We start from the raw sequence: 22,210 nt of genomic DNA, 5'->3' as shown, positions 1-22,210 counted from the left end.
CCGCTGTATCACGCCTCCCCTCACAGCATCGGGGACGCGCCGTACCCATGACCGCGCATATCGAGACGGATGTCGCCATCATCGGCGCCGGTCCCGTCGGGCTTTTCGCCGTGTTCGAATGCGGCATGCTGCGGATGAAATGCGTGGTCGTCGATGCGCTGGAGGCGATCGGCGGCCAGTGCTCGGCGCTCTACCCCGAGAAGCCGATCTTCGACATCCCGGCCCATCCGCGCATCGCCGGCGCCGACCTGATCCATGAGCTGGAAAAGCAGGCGCAGCCCTTCGCGCCGATCTACCTGCTCGGGCGCCGCGTGGAGCGGATGCTGGAGGAGGACGGGCACTTCACCCTCGGCACGAGCGAGGGGGACAGCGTCCGGGCCAAGGCGGTGATCCTGGCCGCCGGGGCCGGCGCCTTCGGGCCGAACCGCCCGCCGCTGGAGGACCTGACGCGCTACGAGGCCTCCGGCGCCGTGCGCTACATGGTGGCGCGGCGCGAGGATTTCCGTGGAAAGAAGGTGGTGATCGCCGGCGGCGGCGATTCCGCGGTGGATTGGGCGCTGTCGCTGAAGGAGATCGCGGCGAAGGTGACGGTGGTGCATCGCCGGCCGAAGTTCCGCGCGGCGCCGGAAAGCGCGGCGCAGCTTGATGCCGCCGCCGCCAAGGGCGAGCTGGAGATGGCCATCCCCTACCAGTTGCATGGGCTGAAGGGAGACGGCAGCACGCTTTCGCATGTGACGCTGGCGACGCTGAAGGGCGAGACGCGGGACGTGGAGGCGGACCACCTGCTCGCCTTCTTCGGGCTTTCGATGGAGCTGGGGCCGATCGCCGAATGGGGCCTTGGCATGGACCGCAGCCATGTCACGGTGGAGCCTTCCACCTGCGAGACCTCACGCCCCGGCATCTATGCCATCGGCGACGTGGCGACCTATCCGGGCAAGCTGAAGCTGATCCTGCAGGGCTTCTCTGAGGCGGCGATGGCCGCGCATGCCATTCATCCGCGCGTCCATCCGGGCGAGGCGCTGCACTTCGAGTACTCCACCTCCAAGGGGGTTCCCGTTCATGGTTGAGAAGGGGACTGACGGCCGGCTCGTCATCGGGACGAAGCGTTACTCCTCCTGGTCGATGCGCGGCTGGCTGGCCGTGCATCTGGCCGGGCTGCAGGTGGAGGAGGAGATCATCCCCCTCGCAGGCGGGGGAAAGACCGCAGCGATCAAGGCGGTGACGCCCGCCGGGCTGGTGCCCTATCTCGAGCATCGCGGCGCGCGGGTGTGGGAAAGCCTGGCCATCTGCGAATATTGCGCCGAGCTGGCGCCCGCCCTCTGGCCGGAGGATCGCGTGCTGCGCGCCCTGCTGCGCAGCGCGGCATCCGAGATGCATGCGGGCTTCCGCGGGCTCCGCATGGCCATGCCGATGAATCTCGGCCGCGACTTCGCGGGGCGCGGCGGCACGCCGGATGCGCTGGCAGACATCGCGCGGATCGAGACGGTCTGGGCGCAATGCCTGGATGCCAGCGGCGGGCCATTCCTGCATGGCGCGGCGATGGGCGTCGCGGATGCGATGTATGCGCCGGTGGTGGCGCGGCTGATCACCTATGCGCCGGCCCTTTCCGCCCGTGGCAAGGCCTATGTGCAGGCGGTGCGCGCGCATCCGCTGGTCACGCGCTGGTATGACGAGGCGGCGCAGGAGCCGCAGGATTGGCTGCTGCCGCATTACGAGGCCGGGCCCGCCGCCTGATGGGCACCTCCAGCGGCCTCGACCACATCGGTGTCTGCTCGCGCGATGCGGCGGCGCTGTGGGAGGCCTATGAGCGCCTCGGCTTCACGCTGACGCCCGTGGCGCGGCAGTCCCGCGGCGAGGAGCCGCTGGGCACCGCCAATCGCTGCGCCATGCTGCGGCGCGGTTATATCGAGTTGCTGGCGATCGTGGATCCGGCGCTTCCCGATAACGGGCTGGGCGCGATGCTGGACCGCTTCGCGGGCGCCCATATCCTGGCCCTGGGCATGCAGGATGCGGAAGGCAACCTGGCACGGCTGCGGCGGGCGGGGCTGGTCATCCCCGGCATCTCCCCCCTCTCCCGCCCCGCCGAGCCCGGCGGCCCCATCGCGCGCTTCGAGCGGCTTCCGCTTCCCGATGCGCCGGAGGGGCGTGTGCAGCTCGTGCGCCATCTGACGCCCGAGGCCATCTGGCAGGAACGCTGGATGGGCCATCCGAACGGCGCCACCGAATTGCGCGCCGCCATCCTTGTTTCGGGCCGGCCGGCGGAAAGCGCCGCGCGCCTGTCCCGCCTCTCCGGCCTGGTGCTGGAGCCCGATCCGGCAGGTGGCTTTGCGCTGCCGCTGCCGGATGGCGCGCGGGTGCGGATCCTGGCGCCGGAAGCCGCGGCTGCGATCCTGCCGGGCGTGGAGGCCCCTGCCCTGCCCGCGGTGATGGGCATGGTGCTGGGCGTGGCCGATCCGGCCGCCACACGCGCGCGCTTGGCGTCGGAGCCGCTGGTCGAGGTGCCGGGCGGCGTGATGGTGCCGCCGGAGCGCGCCGGCGGCTGCGCCCTGGTCTTCGCGGCATGATGGCTGCCAGCGCCCTGCGGCGGTCCATTGGAACCTATTACGCGCCGGGCCGTGCGGAAGCGCTGGACGGCTTTCTGCGCCGCTTCCTGGGCCCGGGGGAGCTTGGCTTCGACATCGGCGCGCATGTGGGGGACCGGGCGGCCAGCTTCCGCCGCCTGGGCGCGCGTGCCGTGGCGGTGGAACCGCAGCCCGCCCTGCTGCGCGTGCTGCGCCTGGTCTTCCGGGGCGATGACGGGGTGGCGCTGGTGCCCGCCCTGGTCGGCGCGGCGCCCGGCGAGTGCATGCTGCGGCTGAACACGCGCAACCCCACCGTCGCCACTGCCTCCGAGGCCTTCGTGGCCGCCGCCGATGGCGCTGCGGGCTGGGAGGGGCAGGAGTGGGACCGCGCGATTCCGCGCCCCGTCACCACCCTCGATGCCCTGGCCGCCGTGCATGGCGTGCCGGACTTCATCAAGCTGGATGTGGAGGGCTTCGAGGCGGAGGCGCTGGCCGGCCTGTCCTTTGCGCCTCGCGCACTGTCCTTCGAGTTCACCACGATCCAGCGCGGCATCGCGGCGGATTGCCTGGCCCGGCTGGCGGCGCTCGGCCCCTATCGCTTCAATGCGGCGCTCGGGGAGGACATGCGGCTCGCGCTTCCCGTGCCCGTCGATGCGGGTGCGATCCGGGACTGGATCACCGCCCTGCCGCATGAGGCAAACAGCGGCGACGTCTATGCCAGCCTCGAGCCGGCGCGGATCGTAGGCTGATGGAGTTCGAGGCCTTCCTGCCGCATTTCGGCTTCGCCGTGCTGCTGGTGCTGCTCTCGGCCGGGGTGGTGCGACTGATGATCGCCTATCCCATACTGGACGATCCGGCGCGGCGGCAGGCGACGGCACATAAGGTGCCTACCCCCAAGGGCGGTGGCCTGGGCATCGTCGCGGCCTTTGTGGCGGGGATGGTGGTGCTCTACGGCACGGCCCGCTTCGCGCGCATCGCGGAGCCGGAGTTCATCGGCGTGATCCTGGCGGCCATCGCCATCGCGGCCGTCGCCCTGGCGGACGACCTGTGGGACTTCCGCTTCGTCGTGAAGCTGGCCGCACAGGCCGGGGCGGCGCTGGTGGCCATGGCCAGTGGGCTGGTGGTGACGCGGCTCGCCTTTCCCTGGATCGGGCTGGTCGATCTCGGCATCTGGGGGCCGCTGCTGACGCTGTTCTGGATCGTCGCCTGCACCAATGCCGTGAACTTCATGGATGGCATGGACGGGCTGGTGGCCGGATCCCTGCTGGTAGTCTGCGCGGCGCTCTGCTTCATCGGGGCGCAGCAGGGGGCCTGGTTCGTCTATGCGGCGGCGCTGTTCCTGACGGCGGGGCTGATGGGCTACCTGCCCTACAACCTGCATCCGGCGCGGATCTTCATGGGCGATGTCGGCAGCCAGTTCCTCGGCTTCATCCTCGCGGTGCTGGCCGTGGCCTGCGCGCGTTTCGACACGGCGCAGCTTTCCTTCCTCATCGTGCCGCTGCTTCTCTTCGGGCATCTGTTCGACACGGGGTTCACCCTGATCCGTCGCGTGCTGATGGGGGAGCAGCCGAGCACGCCGCATCGCACGCATCTCTACCAGCTGGCCCAACGCTCCGGCATGTCGGTGCGGCAGGTGGCGGCGGTGCATGGGGGTTTCGTCCTGTTCCAGGCGGCGCTCGCCCTCGTCTTCCCCCGCCTCGGCTCCGATGTGAAGCCGCTGGTGGTACTGCCGCCTCTGGCGGTGCAGCTGCTGTGGCTCGCCTATGTCGCCCGGCGGATGCGGCGCGCGGGGGTCAGTTGGCGGGCGGGCTGATCACCTCGATCGTCATCGGGCGGCCATCCATCCCCACCCATTGCTCCGAGCGCCAGACAGCACCCGTTTCGGCATCGGCCCAGTAGCGGTTCACGAAACGCGCGCCGCCGCCGCAGCGCTCCTCCACGAAAAGCCCTTCCGTGACCCGCGTCGCGCGCATCCGGCATTCAAGGGTGACGCCGAAGCGCATGCGGTTGGGATCGCGCGAGGATGGAGCGAGGTCGACCACCCGCCGCGCCATGGCCGGGCGATCCGCCAGGGCGGTCACGTCGTCCAGCGGATCGGGGCTGTCGAAGCGCGTGGCGGCGAGGCTGGTCACAGTGCCGGCGGTCGCCACCACCCGGGCGCCATCCGTCGCCACCACCGTGCCGTCGTCCGAGCGCCACATGCGCTGCTCGCCATTGCCCTGGATCATCGTCATCACCTTGCGCTGGCTGCCATAGGTGACGAGCAGCGCCGGGCCGTCCGCCGTGGATGCCTCCAGTTCGGGGATGGTGCCCTTGGGCGCCTCGTGCCGGCGCGGCGCGAACCCATCCTGCCGCGGCGGCAGGAAGATGCTGGCGCGGAGGAGGTTCTCGGCCGAGCGGCCCATCTCTCCCATGTCGGGGGCCGATTCGCAGGCGCCGAGGGGAAGTAGGAGGAGGAGCAGGAGCCGGCGCATCCCCGGCAGGATAGGCGCGCGGCCACGGCCGCGCATCACTGAAATGTGAAAATACCGCTCCAGCGGCCTCAGGCGACCTCAATGGCCGTCAGCCCGGCGACCAGGGCGGCCCGGAGGTCGGGAAGGGCAAGGGCGATGCAGCCCTCGGTCGGCGCGTAATCGGGCCGGGCGACATGCAGGAAGATGGCGCTGCCCCGCCCGGGGCGGACCGGATCGTCGTTCCAGCCCAGCACGCCGATGATGTCGTAGACGGCATCGGCCCGCCAAAGCTCCTCGTGTCGGCCGGCATAGGGCAGCGTGACGGGGCGATTGTAGGCGGGGTCGGCCGGGTCGTCGCACCAGCCATCCGCGGGGCCGATCGGCTCCACCGGCACGGCGCAGCGGGGGGCCGGGCCACGATCCGCCCGGTAGAGCACGCGGCGCAGGGGCAGCAGGGCGCGCGGGGTGGCGCCGTCGCCCTCCTGCTTGTCGGCGCGGATGCCGCCGCGGCCGATGGCGCAGCGCCAGCGGTCGCGCTGCAGGATGAGTTGCTGGCCGTCGACAAGGGCGGTGCTCATGCCGCTTCCTGGCCCTGGGAGCGGCTCTGGCGCAAGGGGCAGCGGCGTCAGGCCATGTTGCCTCGCATCTGGTCCTCATAGGCGAGCCGCGCCCGGGCGAAGACAGCCGGGTCCGGCGCCTGCCCCCAGGCGAGGAAGGCCGTGGGCTGGTCGCGGCCGTTGAGGACGGCGCGCAGCGAGTCCACGAAGCCCGTCACCTCCAGCACCGCGGAGGCGACGCCGGCGACGAAGCCGACCGGCCCGCCGATGGCCGTGCCCACCAGGATGCGGGCGGCAATCGGGGCCGCGCTGCCGGTCGCCTCCCGGTAGATCGTGCCGGCCCCCGGCACGTATTGCACCGGGTTGAGGACCTCCAGCATCTCATCGAAGGACAGGCTGGCGGGCATGGGCGCCGCCTCCTCGCCGGAAAGCGGCGGCCCGCCATCCGGCGCCGGGCGGGTTCCGCCATAGGTCCGGCCGGCGAAGACGCCCCAGCCTTCCGGGGACGCGGTATTCGGGACGATCGGGGACATGGCGCCGCTCCACCCAGGGGATGGAGGCGGCAGGGCAAGGTGCGTGCCGGTCGCCCAAGCCATCGGGGCGGCTCAGCCCATCAGGTGGCCGAAGCGCGCCTTCTTGGTCGCCAGATAGCCGTCATTCACCCCATTGGCGGCGAAGAGGTGGGAAACGCGGCCCTCCACCTGGATGCCGCAGGCGGCGAGGCCCGCCAGCTTGTCGGGGTTGTTGGTCAGCAGGCGGATGCGGGGGATGTCCAGCGCCTCCAGCATGGTCGCCGCGACGCGGAAGTCCCGCTCGTCGGCGCCGTAGCCGAGGGCACGATTGGCATCGAGCGTGTCCAGCCCGGTGTCCTGCAGCGTGTAGGCGCGCAGCTTGTTCACCAGGCCGATTCCCCGCCCCTCCTGCGCCAGGTACAGCAGCACGCCGCCGCCCGGCTCCTGCGCCATCCGGGCGATGGCGCCGCGCAGCTGCGGGCCGCAATCGCAGCGGAGTGAGCCCAGCAGGTCGCCGGTGAAGCACTCCGAATGGATGCGGCAGAGCGGTGCGGCCGGGCCAGCGGCCTCCGGCTGGCCGACCAGGATGGCGAGATGCTCGATTCCGCCATCGGCGGCGCGGAAGGCCACGATTCGGGCCTCGGGCGCATCCTCCAGCGGCACCCGCGCCTCCGCGACCTGATTGAGGCTGGCGGCGGCGGAGACGGGATAGGCCAGCACGTCCGGGACCTCGACCGAGAGCAGGCCAAGGCGTGCCGCGACCGGCTCGGAGGCCGGCGCCACGACGAGGGCGGGCAGCAGCCGCCCGATCTTCGCAAGGGTGATGGCGGCGGGCGAGAGCGCCTGGACGAAGCCGGCGGCGGGGACGATCTGCGGCACCTCGGGCAGGAGCTGCTCGGCCACCGGATCGGCGAGGCGGCGCAGCGAATCGGGGGCGAGCAGGGCCGGGGACAGGCGCAGCGACACCGGCGCGGGCTCGGCCGCCGAAGCGGTGGAGACCGGGCGGGAGAGGATGGCGGCGGCTCGCGGGGCGGAAAGCAGCAGGACAGGTGCGGCCAGGGAGGCCTCGGCCAGTTCCGCCAGCCCGCGCGCGCCGACGGTCTCGGCGGCGGCCAGCACCAGCGACTCGCCTCCCGCCGAGAGGATCACCGGCGTACCGCGCCGTAGGTCCGACACCGCGCGGTGCACGGCGCGCATCCCGGCCGCGCGTGGGTCGGGCGCCAGGCCGGTTGCCTTCCGCCCTGGGACGCCCGCCGCCGGGGCGCAGATCGAAGCTTCAGGCATTCCGTTTCCTATCAGCACGTCCCGCCACCAGGCACCACCCGGTTCGGACGACCCACCTATGCGGCTCCGCGGGCGAAACCCGCCTTATGTTAAGCCGATATGAGCCTGGCCAATATGGGACGTCCCGGCGGACCAGAAGGGGGCAAAACCGAGGCAATGGCAGGGCAAAAAGGGCACGCCGCACGAAAAAGAGAGCAAAGCCTTGCCCGTTCACGCTGCTTGGGCCCATATCCCGACTTCATAACTCTGAGCCCAGCCAATTTGGCATGGTCCAGAACCATACCTTCAAACGGGAGGGTGCATGTCGGACCCACGTCCGATCCTGATCGTGGACGACGACCCGGCGCTCCGGGCCACCCTGTCCGAGCAGTTGGCGGTGGATGGCGAGTTCACGCCCCGCGAGGCGGGAACCATGGCCGAAGCCGGGCAGATCCTGCTCGCCGACGGTTCGCGCTTCGACGCCGTGCTGCTCGACATCGGGCTGCCGGATGGCGACGGGCGTGACCTGTGCGCCGAACTGCGGCGCAACGGCATCAAGGTGCCCATCATCATGCTGACCGGCGCGGATGCCGAGCAGGATGTGGTGCGCGGCCTGGATTCGGGGGCGAATGACTACATCGCCAAGCCGTTCCGCATCATGGAACTGATCGCGCGCCTGCGCGCCCAGCTCCGCGTCTTCGACAATTCCGAGGACGCGGTCTTCGTGATCGGGCCCTACACATTCCGCCCTTCGGCCAAGATGCTTCAGGACACGGCGCGCAACCGCCGCATCCGGCTGACCGAAAAGGAATGCTCGATCCTGAAGTTCCTCTACCGCGCCGGTGGCCGGCCGGTGGGGCGGCAGATCCTGCTGAACGAGGTGTGGGGCTACAACGCCGCCGTCACCACGCACACACTGGAGACGCATATCTACCGGCTCCGGCAGAAGATCGAGCCGGATCCGGCGGCAGCCTCGCTGTTGCTGACGGAGGGTGGCGGCTACCGGCTGGACCCCCAGGCGGGACGCGCGGCCGCCTGACCGATGCGCCGGCGCGTCAGCGCGCCGGCGTCTCCTCCGTGACGCGCATGGTCGAGGACTCGACCACCACGCCGCGGGCTGGCCCGTTAGGCGTGCGGCGGGCAGCGTCGACGATGACGCGGTCGCCGCCGGCCGGAATGTCGATATTTCCCCAAATGGTATAGCCGGCGCCCCGCAGCGCCGCCTCGATCCGGCCCAGTTCCTCGGGCCCGGGAGTGCGCGCGAGCGCGGGCAGGGCGCCAATCGCCAGCAGAGCCGGAATCAGAATCGGTCGGACCATCGTTGGAACTCCCCCTGTGCCGCAGGGAGTCCGAACGGAGCGATGCAGAGCCAGTTGCGCGGAACTTCACCCACAACAGATCGCCGGGTCCGGAGGGCGCGTTCGCCCCCCGGTGTGGTCCAGGGGCCAAGCCCCTGGGATCAGGCAAAAAACGCCGCTTCCTCGAAGCCCAGCCGCGGAAGCCGCCCGAGGGTCTTGGAGTGATCGCCATAACCGAGGTTGATGAGCATGGTGGACTTCCACCCGCTCTCGCCCAGGAAGAGGCTGTCGACCTTACCGGCGTCGAAGCCGGCCATCGGCCCGGCATCCAGGCCCAGCGAGCGGGCGGCAAGGATGAGATAGGCCGCCTGTAGCGTGCTGTTCAGGAAGGCGCTGCGCTCGGCGAAGGCCGCGTTGCCGGTGAACCAGGCCTTGGCATCGGCATGCGGGAAAAGCCGCGGTAGATGCTCGAAGAACTGCGGGTCATAGGCGACGATCGCCGTCACCGGCGCGGTCCGCGTCTTCTCCTGGTTGCCGGAAGAAACAGCTTCCAGAAGCTTCCCCTTCCCTTCCGCGCTGCGGACGAAGACGAAGCGCGCCGGGCTCTGGTTGGCGCTGGTCGGGCCGAGCGCCACGAGGCTGTAAAGCTCGCGGATTGTCTCCTCCGACACCGGGCGGTCCTGCCAGGCATTGGCGGTGCGCGCCTTGCGGAAGAGCCGGTCGAGCGCGGCATCCTCAAGGCGGGCAGAGGGAGGAACATTGGTATCGGGCATGGGATGGTCTCCTTACCCTGCAGGATCGGCCCCGATGACGCGCGCGGCAATCCGCCGCGCGGCATCACGGTCATGGGCGTCCTGAATGACGCCGTGCCAAGGCGGCTGGGTCAGGCCTCGACCTGTTCCACCGCGACCACCTCGGGCACGTAGTGGCGCAGCATGTTCTCCACGCCGTGCTTGAGCGTGGCGCGGGAAGAGGGGCAGCCGGAGCAGGCGCCCTGCATGTGGAGCTTCACGATGCCGTCGCGGAAACCGCGGAAGACGATGTCGCCGCCATCGCCAGCCACGGCCGGGCGCACGCGGGTGTCCAGCAACTCCTTGATCTGGGCCACCACCTCGGCATCGGCGGGATCGACGTCCTCGGCCTCATCCTCGGCCTCGCCGCCGGCCATGATGGGGCGGCCGGCCATGGTATGTTCCATGATGGCACCCAGGACCTGCGGGCGGAGATCCTGCCACTCGGCATCGTTGGACTTGGTGATGGTGACGAAGTCGGCACCGAGGAAGACGCGGGCCACGCCATCCAGCTGGAAGAGACGGGCGGCGAGCGGCGAACGCCCGGCAGCCTCCTCGGAGGTGAAGTCGGCAGTGCCGCGATCGCCCATCACCGCCTGGCCGGGGAGGAACTTTAGGGTCGCGGGGTTTGGCGTCGCCTCGGTCTCGATGAACATCCGGGAATTCCCTGCTGCGGCAGATCAGGCCGCTCTGTGCCGGTGGATGTGGTGCAGACTCTCCGTGGAAGCAACCATTACGGGCGCGTGGGTGGGCTGCGGAGGCGTCAGGTCACCCGGTCGAGTTCCGTGTCGTCCATGCCGCCCGGCACCAGGGTTATCGGGCAGCGCAGCCGCGTAGCCCAGCGGCCAGTCAGGGCGGTGACCAGAGGGCCCGGCCCGCCCTCTGTGGCGGTGGCGAGGACCAGGATGGAAATGCGGGGATCCTCGGCCAAGGCCGCGAGGACCTCCTCCACGGGCTCGCCCTCGCGGATCAGGAGCAGGGGGATTCCGCCGGTGATCTCCTGCACCTGCGCGGCCAGGGCGGAGAGAAGCTGCTCCGCCTCCTGCCGCCGCTCCTCCTGCATCAGGGCGCCGACGCCGGCCCATTCCTGCAGGCCGACGGGCTCGTTGATCCGGAGCAGGGCGACGCGGCCCCCGGATTTGCGCACGCGCAGGCAGGCATAACGGAGGGCAACGGCACGCTCAGGGCTGTCATCGACCACCACGAGGAAGACGCGGTCCTGCGGCATCGGGCTCTCCTCCTCGGTGGCATGGATCGCCGGGGGCCGAGCGGCCCCGCGGACGAGCGGCGAGAGCATGTGCCGCGACTGCCGCCAAAGGGGAAGTCCTTCGAACGCCGGACCCGCCTGGTCAGCGGCGGCCCGGCTCAGCTGCGGCGGAAGATGACGCTTCCCATCCAGCCTGCCAGGGCGGCCAGCGCAATGCAGGCGAGGCCGTAGAGCAGGGGCTGATAGCGGGCCGCCTCGGCGATGCGGGCGGTGGCGCCCACCCGGTCGACCCGGAAGGAAAGCTCCTGCCGGGCGATGATGCGGTTCGCGCGCACCAGCAGCACCTGCACCATGTAGTCGCCCGGGGCGATGGTGGAGGGCAGCGGCAGGCGGGCATGGAACAGGCGGCCGCCGGAGACCTCCACCATGTCCTCCTCCTCATTCCACTGGTTGGAGGCGCGCTTGAGGTCGATGAGCGCGGAGCGGAAGGCGGGATCGCGCGAGCCCGGCAGGCGGGCGGCCAGCATGTCGAGCCCGAGGCGCCGCTCACGCCGCGCCGCCTCCTCCAGCAGCCCCGCCACAGGGGCGGTGGCGGCGAGGGCATAATAATCGGGCACTTCGCGGAAGCGGGCGGCGGGGCCGTTCACCCAGATGCCGAGGCGCTTGATACGGCGGCGCACTGTCACGTCCCGCGGGGGGCCGAGGCCGACCACGACCACATTGTCCCCGGCGGGGCCGAGCAGGCGGTCGGTGGCGCCGAAGACGAGCAGGTCCGCCCCGGTGAAGCTGGTGTCCACGGCGATGCGCGGCTGGCCAAGCTCTGCGGCCAGGGCCGGGCCGACCTGGACGGGGGCGCCGGGCGGCGGCTCGCGCTGGGCGGAGGCGCCGGGGGCCAGGGCCAGGAACGCCGCCAGCAACAGGGCCGCCAGCGCCGGAACGCGCCGCCGCCTCACGTCGCCGGGCCGATGAGGTACAAGTGCGAGGGCGTCTGCAGCAGGTCCACGAGCAGTCCCGCGGCGACGGCGAGCACCAGCAGCCCGAGCAGGGCGCGCGTCTCCTCCCCCCGCAGCTTCGTGCCCATGGCCGCGCCGAACTGCGCACCCGCCACGCCGCCGGTGAGCAGCAGGAGGGTCAGCACGATGTCCACGGAGCCGGTCTGCAGCGCCTGCAGCAGGGTGACGTTGGCGCTGACAAAGGTGACCTGGAGCAGGCTGGTGCCAATGGTCGTCATCGTCGGCATGCCCAGCAGGTAGATCATGGCCGGCACCAGCATGAAGCCGCCGCCCACGCCCATGATGGCCGAGAGAATGCCGATGCCGAATCCGACCAGCGCGGGCGGAATGATGGAGATGTAGAGGCGCGACTTGCGGAAGCGCATCTTGAACGGCAGGCCGTGCAGCCAGGAATGCTGGTGCGTGCGCGCCGGCAGGGCGCGGCGACGGCGCAGGATGGCGCGCAGGCTTTCCCGCACCATCAGCGCGCCGACGGTGCCGAGCACGACGACGTAGAAAAGTGAGACGGCGAGATCGACCTGGCCGAGGCGGCGCAGCAGCACGAAAAACTGCGTGCCCGCCGCCGATCCGACGAGGCCGGCCACCAGCAGCACCGCGCCCATGCGCACATCGACATTGCCGCGCCGCCACTGGGCGATGAGGCCGGAGACGGAGGCGCCGAGCGTCTGGTTCGCGCCTGAGGCCACGGCGACGGGAGCCGGGATGCCGATCAGGATCAGCAGCGGCGTCAGCAGGAATCCGCCGCCCACGCCGAACAGGCCCGAGAGCCAGCCCACGCCGAGGCCGATGCCCAGCAGTAGCAGGGCATCCACGGACATTTCGGCGATCGGCAGGTAAACAGGCATGCGTTCGCCGCTCCTCCCCCAGCGAAAGGGGGGCGCGCAGGTTCCGCGCGGGCCGCGCGCGGGCGGGTCGCGCCCGGGGAATCGCCCCGGCGCGGCGCAGGATTCGGCACCCGGCGGAGCGCCCGGGCGCGGGCCGTTTGGACCCGCATCCCGTGTCACGCAAGGTCCATTCCGGTCCTGCAGGCGGAGGCGCTAAACCTTGGCGCCGCGGCGTGTCGCCGCGACACAGAATCGGGGCCGGGAGGCATCCTTCCCGGGGAAAAGGGCATCCATGCGGCACGATTCGGCCAATTCACCGATGCCACGCGATTTGTCGCGGCGTGGGCTGCTACGCGCGGCACTGGCGCTGCCGCTCGCCGCGCCCGCACTGCGGCCCGCAATCGCGGCAAATGGCGCGCGAATCGCGCTGATCCACCTGAACGACTTCCACTCCAAGCATGAGGGCGTGGCCGAGGGCGGCAGCGTCTGCCGAGCGGATCGTCCCTGCGCCGGCGGCGCCGCGCGACTGGCAGGCGCGATTCGGGAGGCCCGCGCGGCGGCGCTGGCCGAGGGCCGCGCGCCCTTCCTGCTGGATGCAGGCGACCAGTTCATGGGCAGCCTCTACTACACCTTCCATCGTGGCCTGGCGGAGGCGGCGGTGCAGCGCGCCGTGGGCACCATGGCCATGGCGCTGGGCAATCACGAATTCGACAATGGGCCGGAGAATCTCGCGCGCTATGCGGCAGCGGTACCCTTCCCGCTACTTTCGGCGAATCTGGACACGCGGGCGGAGCCGCTGCTGCGGGACCGTGTGACGGCGTTCAGCGTGCTGGAGTCGGGCGGAGTGAGGATCGGGGTGGTGGGGCTGACAACGCCCGACACGGCCACCTCTTCCTCACCCGGGCGGAACCTCCGCTTCACCGATCCGCTGGAGGCGGCGGACCGCGCCGCCTTCGCGCTGCGCCGGCAGGGGGTGGGCACGGTGGTGGTGCTCTCGCATCTCGGCCTGCCGGCGGATCAGCGGCTGGCGGCGGAGGTAGGCGGGATCGACGCCATCATCGGCGGGCATTCGCATCTGCTGCTGGCCAATGGGCTGGCGGGGGCGGTGGGGCCGAGTCCGCTGATGGTGGCGGGACGGGACCGGGAGGTGCGGATCGCGACCGTTGCCTGCCACGGGCGCTATCTCGGGCGGCTGGACCTCGACCTTTCGGACGATGGCCGGGTGGCCGCGCATGGCGGGGCGGTGCGGCCGATCGGGGCGGATGTGGCGGAGGATCCGTCGGTGGCGGCGGTGGTGGCTGAGTATGCGGCACCGCTGGGCGAGATGCGGCGCCGCCCGCTCGGCACCGCCTCCGGCGCCTTCCCCGATGCGAGCTGCCGTGAGGGGGAATGCGCGCTGGGCAATCTGGTGGCGGAGGCGGCGCTGGCCTGGGTCCCCTCGGCCGAGATCGCAATCGTCAATGGTGGTGGCCTGCGCGCCTCACTGCCCGCCGGGACACTCACCTATGGCGACGTGCTGGCGGTACTGCCCTTCGGCAATACGCTGTCCATGCTGACGATCCGCGGCGGGGCGTTGCGGGCGGCGCTGGAGAACGGGCTGTCCCGCCTGCCGGGGCTGGCCGGGCGCTTTCCGCAACTGGCGGGGCTGAGGCTGGTCTTCGACCCCGCGGCACCCCCGGGGCAGCGGCTGCGGGAGATCGCCACCCGCGACGGCCCGCTGGACCCGGACCGCGCCTACCGCGTGGTGACCAACAACTTCATGCGGGGGGGCGGGGATGGCTATGCCGTGCTGCGGGATGCGGCGCTGGAGGCCTATGACGAGGGGCCACCCCTGGAGGAGGTGCTGGCGGACCATATCGCCGCGCGCGGGCAGGTGGCGCCGGTGCTGGATGGCCGCATCGCGCGGCGTTGATGACGCCGGGCGGCCCGGGGCCCGCCTTGAGGCACAAGGCTTAACCTGGGGCCTTGCGCCCGGCTCAAGGCCGCAGCAGGAAGAATGGCCCATCGCGAGGAGCTGCCATGTCCGCAACCACCGGCCTGCCGCCTTATGACGACAGCAACATCTTCGCGAAGATCCTGCGCGGCGAGATCCCGAGCAGGCGCATCCACGAGGATGATCACGCCGTCGCCTTCCACGACATCAATCCGCAGGCCCCGGTGCATGTGCTGGTGATTCCCCGCGGGCGCTACGTCTCGCTGGCCGATTTCAGCGCCCAGGCCTCGGATGCCGAGATTGCCGGGTTCTGGCGGGCCGTCGGCCGCGTCGCGCGGGAGTTGGGGCTGGAGGGGAGCGGCTATCGCGTCCTGTCCAACATGGGACCGGAGGGCGGGCAGGAGGTGCCGCATTTCCACGTCCATATCTTCGGCGGCAAGCGGCTGGGACGCATGGTCCCGGCCACGGAGCGCTAATGGCGGACGCCATCGCCGATGCCCGGGCGGCGATCGAGGCCGCCGGGCGCCTGCCGGATGACGAGCTGGACCTGGCCGCCGTCGCGCTGCAACTCGCCCGGATCGACGCGCCGGAGGCCGACTGGCGTGGCGCGCAGGCCCGCATATCCGAGCTGGTGCGCGCCGTGCTGTCCCAGGAATCACCGCGCGACGCCGAGGCGCGCCGCGCGCTGCTGGCCCATGTGATCCATGACGAGGGCGGCTATACTGGCGATTCCGAGAGCTATGATGACCTGCGCAACGCCAACCTGATCCGGGTTACGGAGCGGCGGCGCGGCCTGCCGGTCGCGATCGGGCTGCTCTGGCTGCATGTGGCGGAGGCGGCCGGCTGGTCCGCACGCGGGCTGGACTTCCCGGGGCATTTCCTGATCGCCCTGGATGGCGACACGAAGCACGGCGCGGTGGTGGTCGATCCCTTCGGCGGCGGCATCGGGCTGCCGGCGCCGGCGCTGCGTGCGCTGATCAAGCGGATCGAGGGGCCGGAGGCCGAGCTGCGCCCGGGAATGCTGGCGCCGATGAGCCGCCGTGCCGTGCTGCTGCGGCTGCAGACCAACATCCGCCTGCGCCGGCTGCGCGACAACGACCTGGAGGGCGCGCTGGGCTGCACCACCGACATGCTGCGCCTGGCGCCGGATGCCGCGCCGCTGTGGCGGGAGGCGGCGGTGATGAATGCGCGGCTTGGGCGGCTGGGAGCGGCGATCGAGGGGATGGAGCGCTTCCTCGAGCTCGTGCCCTCCGGCGAGGCGGCGACGCGTGGGCGCGACATGATCGAGGAATGGCGGGCGCGATTGCATTGAGGCGCTTGACCCCCGGGGCGCGGGGGCGCAATCGCGGCGGATTGTGACAGGAGTGCCCATCGTGCTGGCGTTGCGCGTGATTCCCTGCCTGGACGTGAAGGACGGCCGCGTCGTGAAGGGCGTGAACTTCGTCTCCCTGCGCGACGCCGGCGATCCGGTGGAGCAGGCGCGCGCCTATGACCGCGAGGGGGCCGACGAGATCACCTTCCTCGACATCGGCGCGACGCATGAGAACCGGGGCACGATGCTCGATGTCGTCTCGCGCACGGCGGCGGAGGTGTTCATCCCGCTGACCGTCGGCGGCGGGGTGCGGAGCGTGGAGGACATGCGGGCGCTGCTGCTGGCCGGGGCCGACAAGGTTTCGGTGAACTCGGCGGCGCTGACCGATCCCGATCTGGTGCGCCGCGGCGCGGAGGCCTTCGGCAGCCAGGCGATCGTGGTGGCGGTGGATGCGCGCCGCGTGGCGCCGGGACGGTGGGAGATCTTCACCCATGGCGGACGGCGCGAGACGGGCGTGGATGCGGTGGAATGGGCGCGGCGGGTGGAGAGCCTGGGCGCGGGTGAGTTGCTGCTGACCTCGATGGACCGCGACGGCACGGGGGAGGGCTTCGACCTCGACCTGCTGCGTGCGGTGCGGGCGGCAGTGCGGCTGCCCCTCGTTGCCTCGGGCGGCGTGGGCAAGCTGGAGCATTTCGTGGAGGGTGCGATGGCCGGGGCGACGGGCCTGCTGGCCGCGAGCGTCTTCCATTACGGCCAGTTCCGCATTTCGGAGGCGAAGGCGGCGTTGGCGGCGGCCGGGCTGCCCGTGCGGCCTGCAGCGGAACAGCGGGAGGCGGCGTGATGGCGAAGGCCACGAAGCCGCGCAAGGCGGCAAAGGCTGAAGGCGCGGAGCGGCCGGAGGACGCGGCCCTGCGGCGCAAGAACGCGGCGCAGAAGAAGGCCCGGGACAAGCGCCGGGAGGCAGCGGCACGGAACCTTGCCGAGGCGAAGGAGCCTCCCAAGCCACCGGCGAGGCCTAAGGTGAAGGCAAAGGCCAAGCCGCCGAAGCTGAAGCCGGCGAAGTGGAAGGAGGATCTTCGCGTCCTGCATCCGCTTCCCGTGCCGCAGGATCTGGCGGATGCGCCCGTGGCCGCGGATGCCCCGGTGCCCAAGCGCGTGCGCAAGGCGGAATCGCGGCATCTGGGGCCGCTGGATCCCAGCCGGGCCGACCCGGCGGCTGCCGTGCTGGACCGGCTCTGGGCCACGGTGGAGGAGCGTCGCGTCTCGGGCGATGCCACGGTCTCGCATTCCGCCCGTCTGCTCGCGCGCGGGACGGCGAAGGTCGCGCAGAAGCTGGGCGAGGAGGCGGTGGAGGCGGTAATCGAGGCGATGGCCGGCAACCGCCCCGCCCTGATCGGCGAGAGCGCCGATCTGCTGTACCACCTGATCGTGCTGTGGGTGGATGCAGGCATCCGGCCCGAAGAGGTCTGGGCGGAGCTGGTGCGGCGCGAGGGAATCAGCGGGATCGCCGAGAAGGCCTCGCGCCAAAACCTTTCCTCAGCCGGAGTGGTCAAGGCAGGGCAGACGACGAAGCTGCCCTGATAAGCGACCTGACGAGCGAGTGGTCCGCCGGGCGCTATTGCAGCGGGCGGACCGGCTCCACCCCGCCGGGGGGGATCAGGCCCTTGAGGCGCATGCAGCGGAGATAGGCGGCGCGCTCGGCGGCGGCCGCATCGGCCAGCACGCGGCTGCGCTGCGTCTGGTTGTCGGCCGAAAGGCGCTGATAGGCGGATTTCACCTCGGGCGCGGCCTCGGCCTCGGAGCGGCAGGCGGCCTCGGCGGCATTATGGGCCTGAGGCAGGGGGTCGTTGGCGGCGCAGGCCCCGAGACCCAGCAGGATGACGAGGGCGGGGATGGCGCGGTGCATGGCCGGGATCATGGCTTGGACTCCAGCCAGTCCTCGATCAGGCGGCGGGCGATGGAATCGACCCGCGGCAGGGAGAAGCCGGCGGTCTTGTGATTGCGGATCTCGTCGCGGGTGAACCAGCGCGCGTCGCGCAGTTCGTTCGGGTCCACAGTGATGTCGCGGCTCAGCGCCTCGGCATGGAAGCCGAGCATGATCGATGAGGGGAAGGGCCAGGGCTGGGAGGAGTGATAATAGGCGGCGCCGACGCGCACGGCCGTTTCCTCGAACACCTCGCGCCGCACCGCCTCCTCCAGGCTTTCGCCTGGTTCCACGAAGCCGGCCAGCGTCGAGTACATGGTGGTGTTCGGAAAACGGGTGGAATGGCCGAGCAGGCAGCTGTCACCTCTTTCGTCCCTGGCCACCACCAGCATGATCACGGCCGGATCGGTGCGGGGGAAATGCTGGGTGCCGCAATTCGTGCAGGCCATGGCGTTGCCGGCGGAGCGCGGTTCGCAGCCATGGCCGCAGACGCCGCAGAAGCGATGGCGGGTGCGCCAATGCATCAGCCCGCGCGCATGGGCGAGCAGAGAGGCCTCGCCGGGCGGCAGCAAGCCGGCGACGGCGCGCAGGTCGTGGAAGCTGCCAAAGCCTTCGGGCAGGAGGGGCAGCGGGTCCTCGGCGGCGCTGCAATCCACCGCGAAGACGGCGATGCCGTCCCGCAGGCCGAGCAGAGCCCAGGTGGACTGGTCCTGGCCGCCGGCCATCAGCATGGCCTCGGCGGCCTCCCGCGTGAGGAGCACGGCTTCGGGGGCGCCCGATTCGACGCCGCGCAGCAGGCTCTTGGACCGCCAGACCGGGGCGATCAGGCTGTCCTTCGCGGCAAGGGCCGCGGCCACGAACTCGGCGTCGTCCCGCCGGTCCGAGACGCGGTCGAGAGGGCTGCCTGTATAGGCATTGGGGCGGCTGGCGGGGATGGACAGCATGGACGGGGAAGGTCGCACGGGGGGACGGGCGCGACAACGGGCGGGGCGGCGCCTTCCGGGGCGGGAGGCGATTGAAGGTGGGGCAAGTGGTGGACTCCTGGGCCCCCTCCCCCCATATTCCGCCCCGGAAGGCCGGTCGCGGACGGGCGCCTCGTCGACCCGGTCAGGTCCGGAAGGAAGCAGCCGAGGCGGGTTACCGCCTGGGTCGTGGCCGGTCTTCCACCTTTTGAGTTCCCGATGCCTGGCGGCCCAGGCCGCGCCTCAAGGGCGATCCATCGGGGGGCGAATCGCCGAGGGGTGGGATGCCCGGATGCGTGATACCTTCCGCAACGCTCCAGCCATGCCGCCCGGATGACCAGCGACACCGACCTTTCGCCCGAACCGACTGACGACCTGCCCGAGCCCCCGATGGAGGGGCCGGGGCTGTTCGGCGATCCGTCCCCGCCGCCCGCGCCCTCCCCTGCCCCGCCGGTTGTCGCCGTGCCGCCTGTCGGGACCGAGCCCGCCCCGGCGAAGCCCTCACAGCCCTACCGGGTGCTGGCGCGGAAGTACCGGCCGCAGGATTTCAACGACCTGATCGGGCAGGAGGCGCTGGTCCGCACCCTGCGGAACGCCTTCGCGCAGAACCGCGTGGCCCATGCCTTCATGCTCACCGGCGTGCGCGGAGTGGGGAAGACGACCACCGCCCGCATCATCGCCCGCGCGCTGAACTGCATCGGGCCGGACGGCAAGGGCGGGCCGACCGCCGATCCCTGTGGCGTCTGCCCGGAATGCCGCGCCATCCTGGCCGACCGCCATCCGGACGTGATGGAGCTGGACGCGGCGTCCAACAACGGCGTCGAGAATGTCCGCGAAATCCGCGAGGCGGTGCGCTTCCGGCCAAGCCAGGGGCGCTTCAAGGTTTATATCCTCGACGAGGTGCACATGCTGTCAGGGGCGGCGTTCAACGCGCTGCTCAAGACGCTGGAGGAACCGCCGCCGGCGGTGAAGTTCCTCTTTGCCACCACCGAGATCCGCAAGGTTCCCGCCACCATCCTCTCCCGCTGCCAGCGCTTCGACCTGAAGCGCGTGTCGCAGGAGACGCTGCGCGCGCATTTCGCGCGGATCGCGGAGAAGGAAGGGGCCACGATCGAGCCTGAGGCACTGGCGATGATCGCCCGCGCCGCCGATGGTTCGGTGCGCGACGGGTTGTCGCTGCTGGACCAGGCGATCGCCATGCCGGATGCGGGCGGCGCCGTCTCGGCCGAGCAGGTGCGGGACATGCTGGGGCTCGCGGACCGCGCCCTGGTGCTGGACCTGATGGAGGCCGCGATGCGCGGCGACCTGCCCGCCGTGCTGCAGGCCATGGACCGCGCGCATGAGCGCGGGGCCGATCCCGGCGTGGTGCTGGCCGACATGACCGAGCTGACCCATACGCTGACGCGCTTTCGCGCCGTGCCGGGGCTGCGCAACGATCCCTCCATCCCCGAGGCGGAGCGGGTGCGCGGTGGGGCGTTGGCGGAGACGTTGACCATCCCCGTGTTGAGCCGTGCCTGGCAGGTGTTGCTGAAGGGAATCGGCGAGGTGGCGGACAGCCCCGACCGCCGCGCGGCGGCCGAAATGGTGCTGATCCGGCTGGCGCATCTGGCCGAGATGCCGACGCCGGGCGAAATTGTGCGGCGGCTTTCGGGCGCGCAGGCGCCGCGCGGGATTTCCGCGCCGATGCCGTCCGGCGGCGGGTCCGGCGCGCCTGCCGGGGCACCGGCCGGCGTGCTTGCCGATGCCATTGGCGTATCTGCGCTGGGTGGCGGCGCTCCGGGCGGGTTGCGCGCCATTGCGGGCGGTGGGCCGATGCGCGCCGTCGCGGCGCCAGCGGAGGCCGCACCCGCCGTGCTGCCGGAGACAGAGGCCGCGCCGGCGCCTGTTCCCACCACCTTCCGTGAGGTGGCGGCGCTCGCCTCCGGCCGGAAGCCGATGCTGCATGCGCATCTGGTGCATAGCGTCCATCTCGTACGCTTCGCCGAAGGGCGGATCGAGTTGCGGACGCGGCCCGATGCGCCGCGTGACCTGGCGGGGCAGCTCACCGCCCTGCTGCATGAGGTGACGGGCACGCGCTGGACTGTTTCCCTTTCGAATGCCGAGGGCGAGCCGACCCTGGCGGCGCAGCGCCGCGCCGCCGACGAGGCGCGGCTGGAGGTGGCGCGCAGCCATCCGCTGGTGCTGGCGGTGATGGAGGCCTTTCCCGGCGCGCAGATCCGCGATGTGCGCGATGCCTCGCTGGATGCCTATGGCCTGCCGCCGCCCGAGGCCGCCCCGGATGGCGAGCCTGTCGGCGAGGACGACGCAGGCTTCGCGCCGATGGATGACGACGATCCCGGTTTCGCGCCGCTGGATGCCGAGCCTGCCGGGATGGACAGGCCTTAGGCTTTCGCCGATTCCGCCCCCCCTCCGGGGAGCGGCGACACGCTTTCCCATCCGATCGAAGGAATGCCGATGAAGAACCTGGGCAACATGCTGAAGCAGGCGCAGCAGATGCAGTCCAAGATGCAGGAGATGCAGGCCAAGCTGGAGGCCGCCACCATGGAGGGCCAGGCCGGCGCCGGGATGGTGCGGGTGACGCTTTCGGGCAAGGGCGACCTGAAGGGCATCGTGATCGACCCCTCGCTGATGGTGGCGGATGAGCGCGAGGTGCTCGAGGACCTGATTGTGGCGGCCCATGCGGATGCCAAGCAGAAGGTCGAGGCGATGATGGCCGAGGAGATGTCCAAGGCGACCTCCGGGCTGAACATCCCCGGCATGGGTGGCGGCGGTCTGGGCGGCTTCAAGCTGCCGTTCTGATCCGCTTCCGATGCGATTGGGGGGCTCCGTTCCCATATGAGACGGATGCCGTTCGATCCCTCCACGCCTTCCCCGCCGGTTCCGCCGAACGATCCGGTGGAGCAGCTCGTCGCCCTCCTGTCCCGCCTGCCGGGGCTGGGGCGGCGTTCCGCGCGGCGGGCAGTGCTGAAGATGCTGCAGGATCCGCAGCGGCTGATGCTGCCGCTCGCGCGTTCGCTGGATGCGGCGGCGGAAGCGGTGGCGCCCTGCCGGGTCTGCGGCAATCTCGACACTCGCGATCCCTGCCAGGTCTGCCGCGATCCGCGGCGGGAGCGTGGTCTGGTTTGCGTGGTGGAAGGGGTGGCCGATCTCTGGGCGCTGGAGCGCGCCGGGGCGCATCGCGGGCTGTACCATGTGCTGGGCGGCACGCTCTCCGCGCTTGGCGGCGTTGGGCCGGAGGATCTGTCGATCCAGCCGCTGGTGGAGCGCATCGCGGAGGGGGGTGTGGAGGAGGTGATCCTCGCCCTGCCCGCCACCGTCGAGGGCGCGACGACCGGGCATTACCTGGCGGACCGGCTGAAACCACTTTCCGTGCCCATCACGCGGCTGGCGCAGGGCGTGCCGATGGGCGGGGCACTGGACGTTCTGGACGACGGGACGCTGGCCGCAGCGCTGCGGGCGCGGCGGCCGGCCTGATACCAACCGCCTCAGAGTTTGACCTGTGCCCAGGAGCGACGCGTGATAGAGGCGATCTGCTTTGGCGTGCTCATCAGGGCGGACCAGGCGTGGCAGCATGCATCGACGATGTCGTCGTAGCTTTCC

26 protein-coding genes and 1 other RNA gene are annotated in these 22,210 nt (G+C 71.2%); 15 read left to right on the top strand and 12 right to left on the bottom strand.

The genetic code is table 11. The features are described from left to right. Positions 1 to 47 precede the first annotated feature (47 nt). From GSE44_RS07915 to GSE44_RS07895, 5 genes are read left to right on the top strand one after another with little or no spacing between them, the layout of a single operon-like run. Complete coding sequence (locus GSE44_RS07915; RefSeq protein WP_159348252.1) at positions 48 to 1,067, top strand: NAD(P)/FAD-dependent oxidoreductase; 1,020 nt, start codon at positions 48 to 50, stop codon at positions 1,065 to 1,067. Continuing rightward, positions 1,060 to 1,734: a glutathione S-transferase family protein gene (locus GSE44_RS07910; RefSeq protein ID WP_159348251.1), complete on the top strand. Its 675-nt coding sequence runs from the start codon at positions 1,060 to 1,062 to the stop codon at positions 1,732 to 1,734. The genes GSE44_RS07915 and GSE44_RS07910 overlap by 8 nt, the downstream gene beginning before the upstream one ends. Beyond that, positions 1,695 to 2,564, top strand: a complete 870-nt coding sequence (locus GSE44_RS07905; protein ID WP_235924623.1) for a VOC family protein — start codon at positions 1,695 to 1,697, stop codon at positions 2,562 to 2,564. Before GSE44_RS07910 ends, GSE44_RS07905 begins: the two co-directional genes overlap by 40 nt. Next, the gene (locus GSE44_RS07900) at positions 2,561 to 3,310 is read left to right on the top strand and encodes an FkbM family methyltransferase (protein ID WP_159348250.1); all 750 of its coding nucleotides are present in this window, start codon (positions 2,561 to 2,563) and stop codon (positions 3,308 to 3,310) included. Before GSE44_RS07905 ends, GSE44_RS07900 begins: the two co-directional genes overlap by 4 nt. Further along, positions 3,310 to 4,374 carry a glycosyltransferase family 4 protein gene (locus GSE44_RS07895; protein ID WP_159348249.1) on the top strand — a complete coding sequence of 355 codons (1,065 nt, stop codon included), beginning with the start codon at positions 3,310 to 3,312 and terminating at the stop codon, positions 4,372 to 4,374. Before GSE44_RS07900 ends, GSE44_RS07895 begins: the two co-directional genes overlap by 1 nt. Here the strand turns inward: GSE44_RS07895 and GSE44_RS07890 are convergent. From GSE44_RS07890 to ribA, 4 genes are all read right to left on the bottom strand, one after another. Next, positions 4,355 to 5,071: a YjbF family lipoprotein gene (locus GSE44_RS07890; protein WP_235924622.1), complete on the bottom strand. Its 717-nt coding sequence runs from the start codon at positions 5,069 to 5,071 to the stop codon at positions 4,355 to 4,357. The genes GSE44_RS07895 and GSE44_RS07890 overlap by 20 nt on opposite strands. Before the next feature lie 32 nt (positions 5,072 to 5,103). Next, the gene (locus GSE44_RS07885) at positions 5,104 to 5,592 is read right to left on the bottom strand and encodes a L,D-transpeptidase family protein (RefSeq protein WP_159348248.1); all 489 of its coding nucleotides are present in this window, start codon (positions 5,590 to 5,592) and stop codon (positions 5,104 to 5,106) included. Between the two features lie 47 nt (positions 5,593 to 5,639). Next, on the bottom strand, positions 5,640 to 6,104 hold the full coding sequence (locus GSE44_RS07880) for a hypothetical protein (RefSeq protein WP_159348247.1): 465 nt from the start codon (positions 6,102 to 6,104) through the stop codon (positions 5,640 to 5,642). 72 nt (positions 6,105 to 6,176) lie between these two features. Continuing rightward, positions 6,177 to 7,367: a GTP cyclohydrolase II RibA gene (gene ribA, locus GSE44_RS07875; protein ID WP_159348246.1), complete on the bottom strand. Its 1,191-nt coding sequence runs from the start codon at positions 7,365 to 7,367 to the stop codon at positions 6,177 to 6,179. 301 nt (positions 7,368 to 7,668) lie between these two features. On the opposite strand from ribA, the gene GSE44_RS07870 reads away from it, so the two are divergent. Further along, complete coding sequence (locus tag GSE44_RS07870) at positions 7,669 to 8,385, top strand: response regulator transcription factor (protein ID WP_159348245.1); 717 nt, start codon at positions 7,669 to 7,671, stop codon at positions 8,383 to 8,385. Between the two features lie 16 nt (positions 8,386 to 8,401). Here GSE44_RS07870 and GSE44_RS07865 read toward each other — a convergent pair whose 3' ends face one another. From GSE44_RS07865 to GSE44_RS07840, 6 genes are all read right to left on the bottom strand, one after another. Then, complete coding sequence (locus tag GSE44_RS07865; protein ID WP_159348244.1) at positions 8,402 to 8,665, bottom strand: hypothetical protein; 264 nt, start codon at positions 8,663 to 8,665, stop codon at positions 8,402 to 8,404. Between the two features lie 140 nt (positions 8,666 to 8,805). Then, positions 8,806 to 9,417: a malonic semialdehyde reductase gene (locus GSE44_RS07860; protein ID WP_159348243.1), complete on the bottom strand. Its 612-nt coding sequence runs from the start codon at positions 9,415 to 9,417 to the stop codon at positions 8,806 to 8,808. 110 nt (positions 9,418 to 9,527) lie between these two features. Beyond that, positions 9,528 to 10,091 (bottom strand): NifU family protein, encoded by a 564-nt coding sequence (locus tag GSE44_RS07855; protein ID WP_159348242.1) that lies wholly within the window; start codon positions 10,089 to 10,091, stop codon positions 9,528 to 9,530. Between the two features lie 107 nt (positions 10,092 to 10,198). Next, entirely contained in the window at positions 10,199 to 10,663 is a 465-nt protein-coding gene (locus tag GSE44_RS07850; RefSeq protein ID WP_159348241.1) for a universal stress protein, read from the bottom strand. A gap of 137 nt (positions 10,664 to 10,800) precedes the next feature. After that, entirely contained in the window at positions 10,801 to 11,595 is a 795-nt protein-coding gene (locus GSE44_RS07845; protein ID WP_159348240.1) for a TIGR02186 family protein, read from the bottom strand. Continuing rightward, positions 11,592 to 12,500: a sulfite exporter TauE/SafE family protein gene (locus tag GSE44_RS07840; RefSeq protein WP_159348239.1), complete on the bottom strand. Its 909-nt coding sequence runs from the start codon at positions 12,498 to 12,500 to the stop codon at positions 11,592 to 11,594. The genes GSE44_RS07845 and GSE44_RS07840 overlap by 4 nt, the downstream gene beginning before the upstream one ends. Before the next feature lie 271 nt (positions 12,501 to 12,771). On the opposite strand from GSE44_RS07840, the gene GSE44_RS07835 reads away from it, so the two are divergent. From GSE44_RS07835 to GSE44_RS07815, 5 genes are all read left to right on the top strand, one after another. Continuing rightward, complete coding sequence (locus GSE44_RS07835; RefSeq protein ID WP_235924621.1) at positions 12,772 to 14,391, top strand: bifunctional metallophosphatase/5'-nucleotidase; 1,620 nt, start codon at positions 12,772 to 12,774, stop codon at positions 14,389 to 14,391. 107 nt (positions 14,392 to 14,498) lie between these two features. Beyond that, positions 14,499 to 14,888: a histidine triad nucleotide-binding protein gene (locus tag GSE44_RS07830; RefSeq protein ID WP_159348238.1), complete on the top strand. Its 390-nt coding sequence runs from the start codon at positions 14,499 to 14,501 to the stop codon at positions 14,886 to 14,888. After that, positions 14,888 to 15,724: a SirB1 family protein gene (locus tag GSE44_RS07825; RefSeq protein ID WP_159348237.1), complete on the top strand. Its 837-nt coding sequence runs from the start codon at positions 14,888 to 14,890 to the stop codon at positions 15,722 to 15,724. The genes GSE44_RS07830 and GSE44_RS07825 overlap by 1 nt, the downstream gene beginning before the upstream one ends. 61 nt (positions 15,725 to 15,785) lie before the next feature. Next, positions 15,786 to 16,565, top strand: a complete 780-nt coding sequence (hisF, locus tag GSE44_RS07820) for an imidazole glycerol phosphate synthase subunit HisF (protein WP_159348350.1) — start codon at positions 15,786 to 15,788, stop codon at positions 16,563 to 16,565. A gap of 338 nt (positions 16,566 to 16,903) precedes the next feature. Then, positions 16,904 to 17,305: a phosphoribosyl-ATP diphosphatase gene (locus GSE44_RS07815; protein WP_235924639.1), complete on the top strand. Its 402-nt coding sequence runs from the start codon at positions 16,904 to 16,906 to the stop codon at positions 17,303 to 17,305. A gap of 34 nt (positions 17,306 to 17,339) precedes the next feature. Here the strand turns inward: GSE44_RS07815 and GSE44_RS07810 are convergent, their stop codons facing one another. Next, positions 17,340 to 17,642 carry a hypothetical protein gene (locus GSE44_RS07810; RefSeq protein WP_159348236.1) on the bottom strand — a complete coding sequence of 101 codons (303 nt, stop codon included), beginning with the start codon at positions 17,640 to 17,642 and terminating at the stop codon, positions 17,340 to 17,342. After that, positions 17,639 to 18,592, bottom strand: a complete 954-nt coding sequence (nudC, locus tag GSE44_RS07805) for an NAD(+) diphosphatase (protein WP_159348235.1) — start codon at positions 18,590 to 18,592, stop codon at positions 17,639 to 17,641. Before nudC ends, GSE44_RS07810 begins: the two co-directional genes overlap by 4 nt. Positions 18,593 to 18,719: 127 nt before the next feature. Here nudC and ffs point away from each other — a divergent pair. The 4 genes from ffs (at position 18,720) to recR (ending at position 22,084) form a co-directional block, all read left to right on the top strand. Then, positions 18,720 to 18,815: signal recognition particle sRNA small type (gene ffs, locus GSE44_RS07800), an RNA gene on the top strand. Positions 18,816 to 18,943: 128 nt separating this feature from the next. After that, positions 18,944 to 20,995 (top strand): DNA polymerase III subunit gamma/tau, encoded by a 2,052-nt coding sequence (locus GSE44_RS07795; protein WP_159348234.1) that lies wholly within the window; start codon positions 18,944 to 18,946, stop codon positions 20,993 to 20,995. 69 nt (positions 20,996 to 21,064) lie between these two features. Beyond that, positions 21,065 to 21,409 carry a YbaB/EbfC family nucleoid-associated protein gene (locus tag GSE44_RS07790; RefSeq protein ID WP_159348233.1) on the top strand — a complete coding sequence of 115 codons (345 nt, stop codon included), beginning with the start codon at positions 21,065 to 21,067 and terminating at the stop codon, positions 21,407 to 21,409. 45 nt (positions 21,410 to 21,454) lie between these two features. After that, the gene (recR, locus tag GSE44_RS07785; RefSeq protein ID WP_159348348.1) at positions 21,455 to 22,084 is read left to right on the top strand and encodes a recombination mediator RecR; all 630 of its coding nucleotides are present in this window, start codon (positions 21,455 to 21,457) and stop codon (positions 22,082 to 22,084) included. Positions 22,085 to 22,210 lie beyond the last annotated feature (126 nt).

Source organism: Muricoccus harenae (assembly GCF_009848505.1).
In the GTDB taxonomy this organism is placed as follows: domain Bacteria; phylum Pseudomonadota; class Alphaproteobacteria; order Acetobacterales; family Acetobacteraceae; genus Roseomonas; species Roseomonas harenae.
The sequence above is the reverse complement of the archived record's forward strand: the minus strand, read 5'-3'. Positions and strand labels throughout refer to the sequence as shown.

Coding starts and splice junctions, on each gene's coding strand:
- GSE44_RS07915 (WP_159348252.1), top strand. CDS start 48: ATGACCGCGCATATCGAGACGGATGTCGCCATCATCGGCGCCGGTCCC.
- GSE44_RS07910 (WP_159348251.1), top strand. CDS start 1,060: ATGGTTGAGAAGGGGACTGACGGCCGGCTCGTCATCGGGACGAAGCGT.
- GSE44_RS07900 (WP_159348250.1), top strand. CDS start 2,561: ATGATGGCTGCCAGCGCCCTGCGGCGGTCCATTGGAACCTATTACGCG.
- GSE44_RS07895 (WP_159348249.1), top strand. CDS start 3,310: ATGGAGTTCGAGGCCTTCCTGCCGCATTTCGGCTTCGCCGTGCTGCTG.
- GSE44_RS07890 (WP_235924622.1), bottom strand. CDS start 5,071: ATGCGCGGCCGTGGCCGCGCGCCTATCCTGCCGGGGATGCGCCGGCTC.
- GSE44_RS07885 (WP_159348248.1), bottom strand. CDS start 5,592: ATGAGCACCGCCCTTGTCGACGGCCAGCAACTCATCCTGCAGCGCGAC.
- GSE44_RS07880 (WP_159348247.1), bottom strand. CDS start 6,104: ATGTCCCCGATCGTCCCGAATACCGCGTCCCCGGAAGGCTGGGGCGTC.
- ribA (WP_159348246.1), bottom strand. CDS start 7,367: ATGCCTGAAGCTTCGATCTGCGCCCCGGCGGCGGGCGTCCCAGGGCGG.
- GSE44_RS07870 (WP_159348245.1), top strand. CDS start 7,669: ATGTCGGACCCACGTCCGATCCTGATCGTGGACGACGACCCGGCGCTC.
- GSE44_RS07865 (WP_159348244.1), bottom strand. CDS start 8,665: ATGGTCCGACCGATTCTGATTCCGGCTCTGCTGGCGATTGGCGCCCTG.
- GSE44_RS07860 (WP_159348243.1), bottom strand. CDS start 9,417: ATGCCCGATACCAATGTTCCTCCCTCTGCCCGCCTTGAGGATGCCGCG.
- GSE44_RS07855 (WP_159348242.1), bottom strand. CDS start 10,091: ATGTTCATCGAGACCGAGGCGACGCCAAACCCCGCGACCCTAAAGTTC.
- GSE44_RS07850 (WP_159348241.1), bottom strand. CDS start 10,663: ATGCCGCAGGACCGCGTCTTCCTCGTGGTGGTCGATGACAGCCCTGAG.
- GSE44_RS07840 (WP_159348239.1), bottom strand. CDS start 12,500: ATGCCTGTTTACCTGCCGATCGCCGAAATGTCCGTGGATGCCCTGCTA.
- GSE44_RS07835 (WP_235924621.1), top strand. CDS start 12,772: ATGCGGCACGATTCGGCCAATTCACCGATGCCACGCGATTTGTCGCGG.
- GSE44_RS07830 (WP_159348238.1), top strand. CDS start 14,499: ATGTCCGCAACCACCGGCCTGCCGCCTTATGACGACAGCAACATCTTC.
- GSE44_RS07825 (WP_159348237.1), top strand. CDS start 14,888: ATGGCGGACGCCATCGCCGATGCCCGGGCGGCGATCGAGGCCGCCGGG.
- GSE44_RS07810 (WP_159348236.1), bottom strand. CDS start 17,642: ATGATCCCGGCCATGCACCGCGCCATCCCCGCCCTCGTCATCCTGCTG.
- nudC (WP_159348235.1), bottom strand. CDS start 18,592: ATGCTGTCCATCCCCGCCAGCCGCCCCAATGCCTATACAGGCAGCCCT.
- GSE44_RS07795 (WP_159348234.1), top strand. CDS start 18,944: ATGACCAGCGACACCGACCTTTCGCCCGAACCGACTGACGACCTGCCC.
- GSE44_RS07790 (WP_159348233.1), top strand. CDS start 21,065: ATGAAGAACCTGGGCAACATGCTGAAGCAGGCGCAGCAGATGCAGTCC.
- recR (WP_159348348.1), top strand. CDS start 21,455: ATGCCGTTCGATCCCTCCACGCCTTCCCCGCCGGTTCCGCCGAACGAT.